Below are 14,156 nucleotides of genomic sequence, written 5' to 3'. Positions count from 1 at the left end.
CGTTTCCCTTCTTTTTAGTAATTGACATTGACCAGGTGTGATTTATGGCTGCTGAAGAACATGCCCTCACTTCGACAGAGTATATCAAGCATCACTTGACCAATATGACCTATGGCAAAATGCCAGACGGTACATGGAAATTGGCTGAGACTGCTGAAGAAGCTCATTCGATGGGGTTCACTGCAATTCACTTGGATTCAATGGGTTGGTCAATTGGCCTTGGTGTGATTTTCTGTTTGTTGTTTTGGATGGTTGCGAAAACTGCGAAAGCTGGCGTTCCAACAAAATTCCAATCTGCAATTGAAATGATCATTGAGTTTGTTGACTCAAGTGTCCGTGATACTTTTCATGGCAAATCACGTTTAATTGCTCCACTTGCACTCACTATTTTCGTGTGGATTTTCCTCATGAACTTAATGGACTTGATTCCAGTTGACTGGATTCCTCAAGTTGCTGCATTTGTTGGTGCTCACGTATTTGGCATGGACCCTCACCACGTTTACTTCAAGATCGTTCCATCTACAGATCCAAACATTACCCTTGGTATGTCTTTATCTGTATTTGTACTTATCTTGTTCTACAGCATCCGCGAGAAGGGTGTTGGTGGTTTCGTAGGCGAGTTGGCACTTAACCCATTTAACCCAAGTAATCCAGTTGCAAAAGCGTTGCTTATTCCAGTGAACTTGATTTTGGAATTGGTAACATTCCTTGCTCGTCCTATTTCATTGGCTCTCCGACTGTTCGGTAACATGTATGCCGGTGAGTTAATCTTTATCCTGATCGCATTATTGCCGTTCTGGATTCAATGGGCGTTATCTGTGCCTTGGGCGATCTTCCACATTCTTGTAATCACGTTGCAGGCATTCATCTTTATGATGCTTACCATCGTTTACTTGAGCATGGCAAGCGAAAAACATTAATGGTATTGCCTAACTATCAAATGATGGTTGGGCTGAATTTTTTTAATTTAATTTGGTAATAACCTAACCTCTGAGGAATTTTTCATGGAACTCACTTTAGGTCTAGTTGCAATTGCATCTGCTATCTTGATCGCTTTCGGTGCTTTGGGTACTGCGATTGGTTTTGGTCTTTTGGGTGGTCGCTTTTTAGAAGCTGTAGCTCGTCAACCAGAATTAGCTCCACAACTTCAAACTCGTATGTTCTTAATCGCGGGTCTTCTTGATGCTGTGCCTATGATCGGTGTTGGTATTGGCTTGTTCTTCATCTTCGCTAATCCATTTGTAGGTTAATCAGCTTAATTCCGAAATCCACTATTTGAGGAATTGCAATGAATATCAACCTCACATTGATTGGTCAAGCGATTGCGTTTGCGTTTTTTGTCGCATTCTGCATGAAGTTTGTTTGGCCACCACTAATCAATGCGATTAGTGAGCGTCAGCGTAAAATCGCTGATGGCTTAAATGCAGCAGAAAAAGCGAAAGCTGACCTTGCCGATGCACAAGCGCAAGTGAAGCAAGAGCTTGATGCAGCTAAAGCACAAGCGGCTCAATTGATCGAACAAGCGAACCGTCGTGCAGCGCAATTGATCGAAGAAGCTCGTACTCAAGCTGCGGCTGAAGGTGAGCGTATTCGTCAACAAGCTAAAGAAGTTGTTGATCAAGAGATCAATTCTGCTCGCGAAGAATTACGTCAACAAGTAGCTGCCTTGGCAGTGACTGGTGCAGAAAAGATCCTGAACCAACAAGTTGATGCAGAAGCTCATAACGCCATGCTGTCTCAGCTGGCTGCTAAACTTTAAGCGAGGCGAATTATGGCTGAACTCTTGACGTTGGCACGTCCGTATGCCAAAGCAGCATTTGCTTATGCTTCTGAGCAAGGTGCAACAGACAATTGGTCGAATGCGTTACAAGTGCTCAGTGCTGCGGTGCAAGACGAAGCATTTTCCGCTTATTTAAATCGCCCTGAACTTACTCCTGCGGAGCAAGTGAAGCTTTTTGCTAAAGTTTTAGGTGAAGATCAATCTCAAGCAGTGTCTAACTTTTTGACACTTCTTGCAGATAACGATCGATTAGTGTTGTTACCTGAAATTGCAGCAGAATATGAACAGCTTAAATCACAGAATAACAATACGGTTGATGTCGTGATTGAATCGGCGTTTCCGTTAACTTCTGTTCAGGAACAATTGCTTGCACATGCGTTAGAAAAACGCTTCAAGGCAGCAGTTAATGTTTCTGTCGAAGTTAATCCTGCTTTGATTGCAGGTGTGGTTATTCGTGCAGGCGATCAAGTGATAGATGATTCTGCGCTTAACAAGCTTGAAAAAATGCGTACTCGTCTTCTTGCATAATGCAAATGATGAAGACTGAACTAATAAAAGATTGAGGAATAGCGCAATGCAACAACTGAATCCATCCGAGATCAGTGCGCTCATTAAACAGCGTATCGGAGATCTGGACACCAGCGCGACCGCTAAAAACGAAGGTACCATTGTTATGGTATCCGACGGTATCGTGCGTATTCACGGTCTTGCTGATGCAATGTACGGTGAAATGATCGAATTCGACGGCGGCTTATTTGGTATGGCACTGAACCTAGAACAGGATTCAGTGGGTGCCGTTGTTTTAGGTAACTACCTAAGCCTTCAAGAAGGTCAAAAAGCTCGTTGTACAGGTCGTGTTTTAGAAGTTCCAGTTGGTCCTGAACTTCTTGGCCGTGTAGTAGATGCTTTGGGTAACCCAATTGATGGTAAAGGCCCAATTGATGCAAAATTAACTGATGCTGTTGAAAAAGTAGCACCAGGCGTAATTTGGCGTCAATCTGTAGACGAGCCTGTTCAAACTGGTTATAAATCAGTTGATACCATGATTCCTGTGGGTCGTGGTCAGCGTGAGTTGATTATTGGTGACCGTCAAACTGGTAAAACAGCAATGGCGATCGATGCGATTATCGCTCAGAAAAACTCTGGCATTAAGTGTGTATACGTTGCGATTGGTCAAAAACAATCAACAATTGCAAACGTTGTACGTAAGCTAGAAGAAACTGGCGCTATGGCGTATACAACTGTTGTCGCTGCTGCGGCTGCTGATCCTGCTGCAATGCAGTACTTAGCTCCGTACTCTGGCTGTACAATGGGTGAATACTTCCGTGACCGCGGTGAAGACGCTCTTATCATTTATGATGATTTGTCTAAGCAAGCTGTTGCTTACCGTCAAATTTCATTGCTTTTACGTCGTCCACCAGGTCGTGAAGCGTATCCAGGTGACGTATTCTATCTTCACTCACGTCTTCTTGAGCGTGCTTCTCGTGTATCTGCTGAATACGTTGAGAAATTCACTAATGGCGCAGTAACTGGTCAAACTGGTTCTTTAACTGCATTGCCAATTATTGAAACTCAAGCAGGTGACGTATCTGCATTCGTACCAACGAACGTAATTTCGATTACTGACGGTCAGATCTTCTTAGAAACATCATTATTCAACGCAGGTATCCGTCCTGCTGTGAACGCGGGTATCTCTGTATCTCGTGTTGGTGGTTCTGCTCAAACTAAGATCATCAAAAAATTGTCTGGTGGTATCCGTACTGCTTTAGCACAATACCGTGAATTGGCTGCGTTTGCTCAGTTTGCTTCTGACCTTGACGAAGCAACTCGTAAGCAACTTGAACATGGTCAACGCGTAACTGAGTTAATGAAGCAAAAACAATATGCTCCTTACTCAATTGCTGACCAAGCTGTTTCTGTTTATGCATCTAACGAAGGCTATATGGCTGACGTAGAAGTTAAGAAAATCGTAGACTTTGATGCTGCGTTAATTGCTTACTTCCGTTCTGAATATGCTCCGTTGATGAAACAAATCGATGAGACTGGTGATTACAACAAAGACATCGAAGCAGCAATCAAAGCAGGTATTGAAAGCTTTAAAGCGACTCAAACTTACTAAGTTCAGTTTTAGTTAAGTTTGGTTCACGGATCAACCTTCGGAAGCTCGAAAGGGCTTTCGAATACTAGGTTAAGCGTATGGCAAATTTAAAAGAAATTCGCGCCAAAGTAGCTAGTATCAAGAGCACGCAAAAGATTACTCGCGCGATGCAAATGGTAGCTGCTTCTAAAATGCGTCGTGCGCAAGAGCGCATGGCTCAAGGCCGTCCGTATGCCGATAATATGCGCCGTGTAATTGCTCACTTGGTACAAGCAAACCCTGAATATAAACACCGTTATATGGTTGACCGCCCAGTTAAGCGTGTTGGCTATATCGTAGTGTCTTCAGATCGTGGTTTGGCAGGTGGCTTGAACATTAACTTGTTCAAGAAAGTTGTGCAGCATGTCAAAGCACAACAACAGCAGTCAATTGAAGTTGAATTTGCTTTAATTGGTCAAAAAGCGGTTTCGTTTTTTAAGAATTACGGCGGTAAAGTGCTTGGTGCAACTACCCAACTTGGCGATGCGCCGAGTTTGGAACAGTTAACTGGCTCAGTGCAAGTTATGCTTGATGCATTTGATAAGGGCGAATTAGATCGTATCTATCTCGTATCAAATGGCTTCGTTAATGCAATGACTCAGCAGCCTAAAGTAGAACAACTTGTTCCTTTAGCACCAGCAGAAGAAGGCGATGACCTCAACCGTACTTATGGTTGGGATTATATCTACGAACCAGAAGCAGAAGAATTGTTAAATGGTTTGTTGGTTCGCTATATCGAGTCTATGGTTTATCAAGGTGTGATTGAAAACGTTGCATGTGAGCAGTCAGCTCGTATGGTCGCGATGAAAGCAGCGACAGACAACGCAGGACAATTGATTAAAGACCTACAACTCATTTACAACAAGCTGCGTCAAGCCGCGATTACTCAGGAAATTTCCGAGATCGTTGGCGGTGCCGCTGCCGTTTAACATTATTAAGTTTGAATTGAGGAGACAGCAATGAGTAGCGGTCGTATCATTCAGATCATCGGCGCGGTTATCGACGTCGAGTTTGAGCGCACAAGCGTTCCTAAGATCTATGACGCTCTCCAAGTTGACGGTACTGAAACTACTTTAGAAGTTCAGCAACAACTTGGTGATGGTGTTGTTCGTACCATCGCAATGGGTTCTACAGAAGGTCTTAAACGTGGTCTTACTGTAACTAGCACAAACGCACCGATCTCTGTTCCAGTTGGTACAGCCACTCTTGGCCGTATCATGGACGTTTTAGGTCGTCCTATCGACGAAGCAGGTCCTGTTGCGACTGAAGAACGTTTGCCGATTCACCGTCAAGCGCCTTCTTATGCTGAACAAGCAGCTTCTACTGATCTTTTAGAAACTGGTATTAAAGTAATTGACTTACTTTGCCCGTTCGCAAAAGGTGGTAAAGTTGGTTTATTCGGTGGTGCGGGTGTTGGTAAAACCGTTAACATGATGGAATTGATCAACAACATCGCAAAAGCACACTCAGGTTTATCTGTGTTTGCTGGTGTTGGTGAGCGTACTCGTGAAGGTAACGACTTCTATCACGAAATGAAAGATTCTAACGTTCTTGACAAAGTAGCAATGGTCTACGGTCAGATGAACGAGCCACCAGGTAACCGTTTACGTGTAGCGTTAACTGGTTTGACTATGGCTGAATACTTCCGTGATCAAAAAGACGAAAATGGTAAAGGTCGTGACGTATTATTATTCGTCGACAACATCTACCGTTATACACTTGCGGGTACTGAAGTATCAGCATTGTTAGGTCGTATGCCATCTGCGGTAGGTTACCAACCTACACTTGCAGAAGAAATGGGTGTTCTTCAAGAGCGTATTACGTCTACTAAATCTGGTTCGATCACTTCGATCCAAGCAGTATACGTACCTGCCGATGACTTAACAGACCCATCGCCTGCAACTACATTTGCTCACTTAGATGCAACAGTAGTATTGAGCCGTGACATCGCATCTTCTGGTATTTATCCAGCGATCGATCCACTTGACTCGACTTCACGTCAGTTAGACCCATTAGTTGTTGGTCAAGAGCACTATGAAATTGCGCGCGCAGTACAAAACGTATTGCAACGCTATAAAGAGCTTAAAGACATCATCGCAATCTTGGGTATGGATGAATTGGCAGAAGAAGATAAATTGGTTGTTTACCGTGCGCGTAAAATCCAACGTTTCTTCTCTCAACCATTCCACGTAGCTGAAGTATTTACTGGTGCTCCTGGTAAATTAGTACCACTTAAAGAAACGATTCGTGGCTTTAAAGGTCTATTAGCTGGTGAATACGATCACATCCCAGAACAAGCGTTCTATATGGTTGGTGGTATTGACGAAGTGATTGCTAAAGCTGAGAAACTCTAATTTAAGGAGATCATCTCATGGCGACTATGCAATGTGATGTCGTAAGTGTTAAAGAGTCTATTTACTCTGGCGCAGTGACGATGTTAATCGCGAAAGGTGCAGGTGGTGAACTTGGTATTTTGCCAGGTCATGCTCCACTTGTAACTTTGCTTCAACCGGGCCCGATTCGTGTTCTGTTGGAAAATGGTACAGAAGAAATCGTCTATGTATCTGGCGGTGTTTTAGAAGTTCAACCTCATGTTGTAACGGTTCTTGCAGATACTGCAATCCGTGCTGACAATTTGGATGAAGCTGCAATTTTAGAAGCACGTAAAAATGCTGAACAATTGCTTGCAAACCAAAAGAGTGATTTGGACTCAGCTGCTGCTTTGGCATCTCTTTCAGAGATCTCAGGCCAGCTTGAAACAATCCGTAAAATCAAAAACCGCGCTCAATAAGACGCGGTTCGAGATTGAAAAAGCCACCTTAGGGTGGCTTTTTTTATTGCTAGAAAGAAAATTAAGAATCAGTTTTTGAATCAGACTTTTCATCTCCTGCCATAATCAGTGCAGCAAGTTTGACCATATCCATTTGGATGGTATTGAGTTGCTTCTCAATTTGGTCGAAATCAATTTGTTCTAATTTCCCATTTAATAAAGGCATACTTAAAGCTTGTTGGTTTGCTTGTAGTAAGTTTTGGCGAATATTTTCAACTTCCTGACTTCTTATATCTAAAGTCAATAGTGCTTGATTTAAGCCTTTTAACTGCTGTTTTAAAGTGGTCACAGTTGTTTTTAGTTCTTGTTGATCTTTATCTTGGATGGCTTGCTCAACATCAATTTGAGTGTCTTTAAGCTTTTCAATATAGTCGCCTGCCTTTAACTGTAAGTTAGCTGCATCACGAACGATATAAAAAACATTACCGCTTTTTAACTCAGCTTTATTTTTGGTAGGTACGATTTCTTGTTGAGAATCATCTGCTTGTTCTGATACTTCGTCATTGGTTTGAGCAGATTCTTGTTCCTTAGCATGGTCTTGTGCCTGATCGCATCCAAGTAACAACATACCTGAAGCAAAAATCACAAATGGAAAAAATGCGCCTTGTAAAACTTTTTTCATAACTACAAACAATACCAAGTAAAGCAAGTGCGTACTATATGCATAAAATATGTAGAAATAAGGTATTGTTGCAAATGAACAACATTTTGACCAGACAATAAAAAGAGTGCCGTAGCACTCTTTTTTCTTAAATTGCGCTAAAAATTATTTAGCGAGTTCAGCTTCAACTGCTTTTACAATTTGTTCATCGTCTGCTGTTAAGTTTGGCGCAAAACGAGCAACAACTTCACCTTTTTTATTGATGAGGAATTTCTCAAAGTTCCATAATACTTCTGGAGCAGGGTTTGTTGGAATGCCTAAACCTTCTAAACGCTCACGGAAAGGACCATCACCAATGCGTTCTGGTTGAGCTGTTGTCAGTGCCTGATAAAGAGGATGTTTATCTGCACCTGCTACAGAAATTTTAGAGAAAAGCGGGAAATGAACATCGTAGTTTAATGAACAGAATTGTTGGATTTCTTCATCTGAACCAGGCTCTTGTTCTTTGAAGTTATTTGCAGGGAAACCTAAGATTTCAAGACCTTGATCTTTTTTCGCTTGATAAAGCTTTTCTAAACCTTCGTATTGTGGAGTTAAACCACATTTAGATGCTGTGTTTACGATTAATAAAACCTTACCTTTATATTGGTCAAGGTCAACCGTTTCGCCTGAAATAGCTTTTACTGGAATATGGTATACAGATTGAGTCATATGTCTTTCCTGAAGATTGTAATTGATATCAAGTAACGCATTTGTTTTAACTGCTATTCTTGAGGAGTGCAATAATATTCGTGTTCAAAAAATAAAAAGAGAAGAAAAAACTGTCTGCGATCTAATTGTTTCTGATTTGAACAGGTGTTTGACCTGTATATCTTTTAAAAAATTCAATAAAACTAGAACTATGCTGGTAACCCAAATCGTATGCTAAACGTTTAATGGGCATACCTTGTCGAATTTGATGAATGGCATAAACAATTTTGGCTCTATTACGCCATTCCGATAAAGAAAGTTGTAATTCTTGTTGGCTTAAGCGCAATAAATGGCGATCACTGACAGAAAAATTCTGCAGTAATTGTTGTAAAGAGTGATTAAAAAACAAGGGGTCTGAAAGCTTTTCCAAAATTGGCAATAAAACAGGATGTCGTGTTTGTGGCAAATAATGAGAATATGCGGTGGCTTGCTGTAATTGATCGAATAAAACTTGCAGAAGGTGTACTAAATATTCAGGTTTTCCATTTTGTTTTTGCTGTTCCAGAATTTGTAAAACTAGAGTTCGAAAGAAAGGCTGAATGCTAAAGCACTTACAGACATTACCTAAAATAGGACATAAACGAGGGTGGAGGCGGATACAAATATAGTGAATTTCATGATCGATATGAGTAGATTGATGAACCGTTTGAGGTGGAATCCAAAGCCCATAGCTTGGAGGTGACAAATAGATTTGTTCTTCTACCTGCATTTCCAAAATACCATTCAAACTGAAATTAAAATCTCCCCAAAGTGAAGCATGAGGACGAACAATATCTTCTTTTTCATATAGAAACTCATGAACTTCTATATCATTCAATAAAGAAAATTGTTGGTCCTCATTTTTCATCTACTTACTCTGAATAATATTTTAGTTTTCACAAGTCGCTTTAGGATTATTTAAGCCTTTGGCAAAGGTAAATGTACTAATTAATGCTAAAGCAACGAAGCTTAATACACCATAAATTAAAGTATTTTCATTGAAATGATCAACTACATAACCACCTAATAATGAACCTGTAGCAATCATGACTTGAAACATGCCAACAAAAAGCGGCATACCTTTTTCTACAGCATGGGGTGCGTGTACAAACATCCAAATATTGGCAGAGGTAGGAAAGGCACCGAATGCGAAGCCCCATAGCGCAGTAAGAACGATGGCACCAAATTCATGAATAGCAAAGATAGGGAAGCCAAAAAATACGATTGCAAAACATGTCCCAACAAATGCGAGTGTGTAACGAACATTTAAGTTGCCACTATATCCTGCAAATGCATTTCCAAAGATACCAGCAATTCCGTAAAGCAATAATAATGAACTAATAGTGGTGCCATTGAACCCTGCAATATTCTTAAAAAAAGGCGCTAAATAACTGTAGGCACAGAAATGAGCAAGACCAATTAATAAAACAATAAGCATACCGCTACGTGCTTTGGGCGTACGTAATAGAGCAGGTAAATCACGAATATGAATGGCTGATTCTGGTAAAAGTTTTGGTAAGAAAATAAGCTGAAGGACGAGTACAACAAGGCCGATCGCAGCGGTAATACCAAATGCACTACGCCATCCATAAAACTCGCTTAGCCAAGTTCCAATCGGGACCCCTAATACAGTCGCAAAGGTTACACCAGCCATGACTACGGCAGTTGCTTTAGCAATAGGCAAATGTGCAGGTGCCAGCTTGCCGCTTAACGCAATAGCTGTGGCCCAAAAGCCACCGATTGAGATACCTAAAATTAAGCGGCTCAGTAATAAAACATGAAAGTTTTCAGCAAAAGCAGTAATGCTATTGGCAATCACCATAATTGCAGTCAGTAAAATAAGCACGTAACGACGGTCAAGTTGTTTTACTGAAACAGGTAATAGAGGGGCCGCAATGGCTGCCATAATGCCAGGTACAGTAATAATAAGACCAGCGGTACCGACAGAAATATGTAAATCAGCTGCAACGCTATTTAAAACACCAACCGGTAAAAATTCACTTGTTACTAATGCAAATGCTGCAATGGCAACCGCCAAAATAGCAAACCAGCTCCCTTGTGTGGAAGTCATGGGTCGCGGTTTAGAGGTAGTAGATTGGTCCATAATAAATCCTTACTTGGCTAAATTTAGAGTGAAGAAAGGCAATTTTTAATTAACTAACGATCATTATGAAAATAAAATAGTTGATAAAAAATCGAACGTCAATTAATTTAATAACGATTGTTATAAAAATAGATGTGATCTTTATGACAAATAGGTATGAAACAGATCTTATGGTTAATGAAGATACGTTGAAAAAGAAGCGTGGACGCCCTAAATGCTTTGATGAACAGCAAGTTTTAGAGAAGGCTATGTTGCTTTTTTGGGAACATGGTTATGAAGCAACGTCTATTAGTGACTTAACGCAGGCTTTAGAAATTACGGCGCCTAGTTTATACAGTACTTTTGGCGATAAGGCAGGCTTATTTTATAAAAGTATTGATTATTACTTAGCTCATGAAGCATGTCCTATTGAAACGATCTTTTTAGAAGCAAAAACTGCAAAAATTGCTTTTGAGTTGTATCTTTATGACAATGTAAAACGATTGGTTCAACCCAATAAACCAGCAGGTTGTATGTTGGTGGTTGCAGCTATGAATTGCTCTGATGCGACACAAGAGGTCCAACAAAATCTATTAGATAAGCGTATAAAAACTAAAGAAAAATTATTAAAACGTTTGGAACAAGGTGTAGAGCAGGGTGATTTATCAGCTAATGCTCCTCTACAAGAAATGACAGACTTCTATGCTACTGTTATTCAAGGACTGACTATTCAAGCGAGAGATGGCGCGACCACTGAGCAACTACATAAAGTGGTAGAACATGCCATGAAAGCTTGGACATTATTTTAAAAAATTAATGATGTCCTAAGTTCAATATCAATGTCGGAAATGCGATATTTCAATTTATTAAGACATTCTTCAAAATAAAATCTCTTTTGTAGATGGTGTATTACTATGAGTCAGGTCATGAAATATCACAAATGGGCATTTATTTTTCCCATTCTGGCAGTACTGATTTGGTCTTTAAATATTGTAGTCACCCGCTATGTCTCGGACTATATTTCTCCGGTAAGTATTAGCTTTTATCGGTGGTTAATTGCCTTTATTATTTTGACTCCATTTATGTTTATATCTGTTTGGAGACAAAGACGAATAGTAATACCCTATTTACCTAAGCTTGCTGTGTTAAGTGCATTTGGGATGGTGCTTTATCAAGGCCTTGCTTATACGGCGGCTCATTATACCAGTGCAACTAATATGGGTATTGTTAATGCCTTTATTCCGATTTTTACTATTTTTGTTTCTCTTGTGATTTTAAAAGATGTACCTAATCGTTTTGCTGTTTTTGGTAGTATTTTATCTTTTGCGGGTTTGCTATATGTCATGTCCCAAGGAAATATTAATAAGCTATTAAGTGGTGGAGGGCATCTTGGTGATGCGCTCATGATTGTTGCTGTATTCTTCTATGCATTTTATGGGGTTTTCTTAAAGAAATGGCAGCTTCCACTTCCAATTATGACGAGCTTATATGTCCAGATTGGGTTTTCTGTGCTGTTCCATTTACCTTTAATTTTCTGGTTTGGTCTTGATGGCTTAAATGCACAAAATGCGCCAAGTGCAATTTATGCCGGTGTATTTGCTTCTTTAATTGCGCCGTTAGTTTGGATGTTGGCTGTACAACAACTCGGGCCAAATAGAACCAGTATATTTATGAACCTTGTACCAGTGTTCACAGCCATTATTGCAAGCCTCTGGTTATCTGAGCAGTGGACGATCTATCATACTTTCGGTGGGATTATGATTCTCGTGGGTATTATCATGGCACAAAAGAAGGTTAAATCTAAAAAATCAGATCTCCTGCCAGAGCAAAATTAAGAATAATAAAAAAACTATGGCATATTTTTAAAAAAAGTAATGAAAATATGCCAATTTTTTTGTTAATCCAAGCTTTTCTATATGATTTATAAATATATTTATAAAAATATTGTGTAATATAAATATTAAAAAAGACCAATAAAAATATTAATATAATTTTAACTTAATTGCTAAAAACGCCAAATTCCCTACACTTTTCATGCTTTTTTTAGAGAAATAATATATTTCTCTCATTTAGTCTCTTACCACATAATAGCGACCACTACGAAAGATGCTCTTTTAAGCAATTTTTCTTTCGTTCCAGAGATATCCAAACCCTCTGGATGTGGTATATACCCATCCTTTTTTATGCTCAGTTATCCCTATATAACTGAGCTTTTTTTTGTCTGGAATTAAGGACGAATGACTTCACCAGTTAAGGCGTTAATGATGCGGCTCGGCTGTTGGCTTTGACCTAAATCACCATTAAGATAGTTTAATTGTGAACCAAAGTATTGGCAGGCATCTTGTAAAGAATGGGCTGGTTCTTGTCCACTAGGGTTGGCACTCGTCGAGACAATAAATCCATGAAAAGCATTGCATAAAGCGACACATAAAGGATGTGTCGTTACACGGACTGCAACAAGAGGATGCTCGCCTTTAATCCATGAAGGAATGTGTTGATCGGCTGGCAATAGCCAAGTTGTGGCTCTTTCTGATGGTTGGTGGTTCGTCCAGCAATCAATAATTTCTTGCTGAGTCGTTTGCGGTAAGGAAGTTAGTAGATGTTCTACTTGACTAATATGGCCAGCCAATAAAATGACGCCCTTTTCAATAGGGCGCTGTTTCAATTCAAGAATCTTTTGAAAAGCTTGTTCATTAAATGGATCACAGCCTAGTCCCCAGACTGCCTCAGTTGGATATGCCAAAACTTGACCTTGTTGTAAACATTCGGCTGCTTCGGTCACTGAGGTCGTAATCATGGTAATACTTTCCTTTCAATCAAACAGAATCGCTATTGTGCGCTCTAATACTAAGAACGACAACGTAAATACAGCCCTGATTGTTGCATACATAAACCGAGTAGTTCTAGTTCCATTAGTGAAGAGGTCAGTTCAGAAACCGAAACATTATGATGAATTACAAGCTGGTCAATATTTTGTCCTACCCAGTCTAAAGACTGATAAAGATCAATCAAATGCTCAGGAATTTCTGAAGTATACGTATTAGTTTCTTCATTTTGACTTTGTTGCTGGCTTTGCCATTGAGTTGGTAAGGCGAGGTCTTCAATAATTTGTTCGGGATGATCAACTAAAATTGCTCCCTCACGAATAAGTTGATGGCATCCTTGATGGAACTCACTATAAATATGGCCCGGAATGGCGAATACGGTTTTGCCTTGTTCAGCAGCTTTATTGGCCGTGATGAGCGAGCCACTTTTTAATGTCGCTTCTACCACCAAAACACCTAAACTCAAACCACTAACAATTCGGTTTCTACGTGGAAAATGCTGTTGTAATGGCGGTGTACCAGGTAAAAACTCAGTAATAATGGCGCCGTTCTGAGCCAAAATATGTTCTGCCAGTTTTTTATTTTGAGCTGGATAGGTAGTGTCTAGGCCCGTACCAGTGACTGCAATTGTACGTTGATGAGCGGATGCACCTTGATGAGCTGCTTCATCAATGCCATAAGCCAGACCACTACTAATAAAAAAGCCCTTTTCACTTAAATAGTAGGCGAAATCATAAGCCACCTGACGTCCATGTGGGCTTGGTTTTCGGCTACCGACAATCGCAATTTGCGGTTGCAATAATGCCTGTGCCTGACCTTTTCCAAAAATAACAGGTGGATGATCTGTATAAGGGAGTAATTGAGTAGGGTAGCCAGAGTCATCTAACGTCAAAATAAAATCAGTATGCTGCTGAACTTGTTGTATAAGCTGTTCGAACTGAGCTTGGCCTTGTGCTGTTTGAAATTCGTTTACACGCTTTAAGTGATTAGCATGTAACCCCAAAGAGGACCACTTTGCTAAACCATCAGGTTGAGTTGCTTTTTCACAAGTTCCAAAATAATCGATAATTTTTTTAAAACTAACTAATGAGTGCTGCACCAAATACCACACTTTAAGCGTGTGGTAATGGTGTGAAGAAAGTTGGGTGAGCATTGTAGAAGGTACATCCAA

At 40.1% G+C, this 14,156-nt stretch carries 16 protein-coding genes; 10 read left to right on the top strand and 6 right to left on the bottom strand.

Going from position 1 to position 14,156, the window contains the following annotated elements:
• Window positions 1-44 precede the first annotated feature (44 nt).
• From atpB to F984_RS17455, 8 genes are all read left to right on the top strand, one after another.
• A complete protein-coding gene (gene atpB, locus F984_RS17490; RefSeq protein ID WP_002054274.1) occupies window positions 45-920 on the top strand; it encodes a F0F1 ATP synthase subunit A in 876 nt (291 codons plus the stop codon).
• A gap of 84 nt (window positions 921-1,004) precedes the next feature.
• Window positions 1,005-1,250 (top strand): F0F1 ATP synthase subunit C, encoded by a 246-nt coding sequence (atpE, locus tag F984_RS17485; protein ID WP_000424060.1) that lies wholly within the window; start codon window positions 1,005-1,007, stop codon window positions 1,248-1,250.
• Window positions 1,251-1,288: 38 nt separating this feature from the next.
• The gene (locus F984_RS17480) at window positions 1,289-1,759 is read left to right on the top strand and encodes a F0F1 ATP synthase subunit B (protein ID WP_002054137.1); all 471 of its coding nucleotides are present in this window, start codon (window positions 1,289-1,291) and stop codon (window positions 1,757-1,759) included.
• Between the two features lie 12 nt (window positions 1,760-1,771).
• Window positions 1,772-2,308: a F0F1 ATP synthase subunit delta gene (locus F984_RS17475; RefSeq protein ID WP_004705938.1), complete on the top strand. Its 537-nt coding sequence runs from the start codon at window positions 1,772-1,774 to the stop codon at window positions 2,306-2,308.
• 46 nt (window positions 2,309-2,354) lie between these two features.
• The gene (gene atpA / locus F984_RS17470) at window positions 2,355-3,899 is read left to right on the top strand and encodes a F0F1 ATP synthase subunit alpha (RefSeq protein ID WP_002054271.1); all 1,545 of its coding nucleotides are present in this window, start codon (window positions 2,355-2,357) and stop codon (window positions 3,897-3,899) included.
• Between the two features lie 77 nt (window positions 3,900-3,976).
• A complete protein-coding gene (gene atpG, locus F984_RS17465) occupies window positions 3,977-4,846 on the top strand; it encodes a F0F1 ATP synthase subunit gamma (RefSeq protein WP_002114131.1) in 870 nt (289 codons plus the stop codon).
• Window positions 4,847-4,876: 30 nt separating this feature from the next.
• Window positions 4,877-6,271: a F0F1 ATP synthase subunit beta gene (gene atpD / locus F984_RS17460; RefSeq protein ID WP_002054158.1), complete on the top strand. Its 1,395-nt coding sequence runs from the start codon at window positions 4,877-4,879 to the stop codon at window positions 6,269-6,271.
• 17 nt (window positions 6,272-6,288) lie between these two features.
• Entirely contained in the window at window positions 6,289-6,708 is a 420-nt protein-coding gene (locus tag F984_RS17455) for a F0F1 ATP synthase subunit epsilon (RefSeq protein WP_002054176.1), read from the top strand.
• Window positions 6,709-6,769: 61 nt separating this feature from the next.
• Here F984_RS17455 and F984_RS17450 read toward each other — a convergent pair whose 3' ends face one another.
• The 4 genes from F984_RS17450 to F984_RS17435 form a co-directional block, all read right to left on the bottom strand.
• The gene (locus F984_RS17450) at window positions 6,770-7,369 is read right to left on the bottom strand and encodes a hypothetical protein (protein ID WP_004711043.1); all 600 of its coding nucleotides are present in this window, start codon (window positions 7,367-7,369) and stop codon (window positions 6,770-6,772) included.
• Between the two features lie 144 nt (window positions 7,370-7,513).
• Window positions 7,514-8,059, bottom strand: coding sequence for a glutathione peroxidase (locus tag F984_RS17445; RefSeq protein WP_004711042.1), 546 nt, complete (start codon window positions 8,057-8,059; stop codon window positions 7,514-7,516).
• Between the two features lie 121 nt (window positions 8,060-8,180).
• Window positions 8,181-8,945 carry an AraC family transcriptional regulator gene (locus F984_RS17440; protein ID WP_004711041.1) on the bottom strand — a complete coding sequence of 255 codons (765 nt, stop codon included), beginning with the start codon at window positions 8,943-8,945 and terminating at the stop codon, window positions 8,181-8,183.
• A 21-nt stretch (window positions 8,946-8,966) separates the two neighbouring features.
• The gene (locus F984_RS17435; protein ID WP_004711040.1) at window positions 8,967-10,181 is read right to left on the bottom strand and encodes an MFS transporter; all 1,215 of its coding nucleotides are present in this window, start codon (window positions 10,179-10,181) and stop codon (window positions 8,967-8,969) included.
• Window positions 10,182-10,315: 134 nt separating this feature from the next.
• Here F984_RS17435 and F984_RS17430 point away from each other — a divergent pair, with 134 nt between their 5' ends.
• Both F984_RS17430 and F984_RS17425 read left to right on the top strand, forming a co-directional pair.
• Window positions 10,316-10,969: a TetR/AcrR family transcriptional regulator gene (locus F984_RS17430; protein WP_080631576.1), complete on the top strand. Its 654-nt coding sequence runs from the start codon at window positions 10,316-10,318 to the stop codon at window positions 10,967-10,969.
• A 105-nt stretch (window positions 10,970-11,074) separates the two neighbouring features.
• On the top strand, window positions 11,075-11,995 hold the full coding sequence (locus F984_RS17425; protein ID WP_080631575.1) for a DMT family transporter: 921 nt from the start codon (window positions 11,075-11,077) through the stop codon (window positions 11,993-11,995).
• Between the two features lie 392 nt (window positions 11,996-12,387).
• Here F984_RS17425 and F984_RS17420 read toward each other — a convergent pair whose 3' ends face one another.
• Together F984_RS17420 and dprA are read right to left on the bottom strand one after the other, a co-directional pair.
• Complete coding sequence (locus F984_RS17420) at window positions 12,388-12,957, bottom strand: L-threonylcarbamoyladenylate synthase type 1 TsaC (RefSeq protein WP_000633612.1); 570 nt, start codon at window positions 12,955-12,957, stop codon at window positions 12,388-12,390.
• Window positions 12,958-13,007: 50 nt separating this feature from the next.
• Window positions 13,008-14,138: a DNA-processing protein DprA gene (dprA, locus tag F984_RS17415; RefSeq protein ID WP_031944817.1), complete on the bottom strand. Its 1,131-nt coding sequence runs from the start codon at window positions 14,136-14,138 to the stop codon at window positions 13,008-13,010.
• Between the last annotated feature and the right edge of the window lie 18 nt (window positions 14,139-14,156).

Source organism: Acinetobacter nosocomialis NIPH 2119, assembly GCF_000368085.1.
Classification (GTDB): domain Bacteria; phylum Pseudomonadota; class Gammaproteobacteria; order Pseudomonadales; family Moraxellaceae; genus Acinetobacter; species Acinetobacter nosocomialis.
Note: the sequence above shows the minus strand (reverse complement) of the source record. Positions and strands in the feature narration are given on the sequence as shown.

Coding starts and splice junctions, on each gene's coding strand:
- atpB (WP_002054274.1), top strand. CDS start 45: ATGGCTGCTGAAGAACATGCCCTCACTTCGACAGAGTATATCAAGCAT.
- atpE (WP_000424060.1), top strand. CDS start 1,005: ATGGAACTCACTTTAGGTCTAGTTGCAATTGCATCTGCTATCTTGATC.
- F984_RS17480 (WP_002054137.1), top strand. CDS start 1,289: ATGAATATCAACCTCACATTGATTGGTCAAGCGATTGCGTTTGCGTTT.
- F984_RS17475 (WP_004705938.1), top strand. CDS start 1,772: ATGGCTGAACTCTTGACGTTGGCACGTCCGTATGCCAAAGCAGCATTT.
- atpA (WP_002054271.1), top strand. CDS start 2,355: ATGCAACAACTGAATCCATCCGAGATCAGTGCGCTCATTAAACAGCGT.
- atpG (WP_002114131.1), top strand. CDS start 3,977: ATGGCAAATTTAAAAGAAATTCGCGCCAAAGTAGCTAGTATCAAGAGC.
- atpD (WP_002054158.1), top strand. CDS start 4,877: ATGAGTAGCGGTCGTATCATTCAGATCATCGGCGCGGTTATCGACGTC.
- F984_RS17455 (WP_002054176.1), top strand. CDS start 6,289: ATGGCGACTATGCAATGTGATGTCGTAAGTGTTAAAGAGTCTATTTAC.
- F984_RS17450 (WP_004711043.1), bottom strand. CDS start 7,369: ATGAAAAAAGTTTTACAAGGCGCATTTTTTCCATTTGTGATTTTTGCT.
- F984_RS17445 (WP_004711042.1), bottom strand. CDS start 8,059: ATGACTCAATCTGTATACCATATTCCAGTAAAAGCTATTTCAGGCGAA.
- F984_RS17440 (WP_004711041.1), bottom strand. CDS start 8,945: ATGAAAAATGAGGACCAACAATTTTCTTTATTGAATGATATAGAAGTT.
- F984_RS17435 (WP_004711040.1), bottom strand. CDS start 10,181: ATGGACCAATCTACTACCTCTAAACCGCGACCCATGACTTCCACACAA.
- F984_RS17425 (WP_080631575.1), top strand. CDS start 11,075: ATGAGTCAGGTCATGAAATATCACAAATGGGCATTTATTTTTCCCATT.
- F984_RS17420 (WP_000633612.1), bottom strand. CDS start 12,957: ATGATTACGACCTCAGTGACCGAAGCAGCCGAATGTTTACAACAAGGT.
- dprA (WP_031944817.1), bottom strand. CDS start 14,138: ATGCTCACCCAACTTTCTTCACACCATTACCACACGCTTAAAGTGTGG.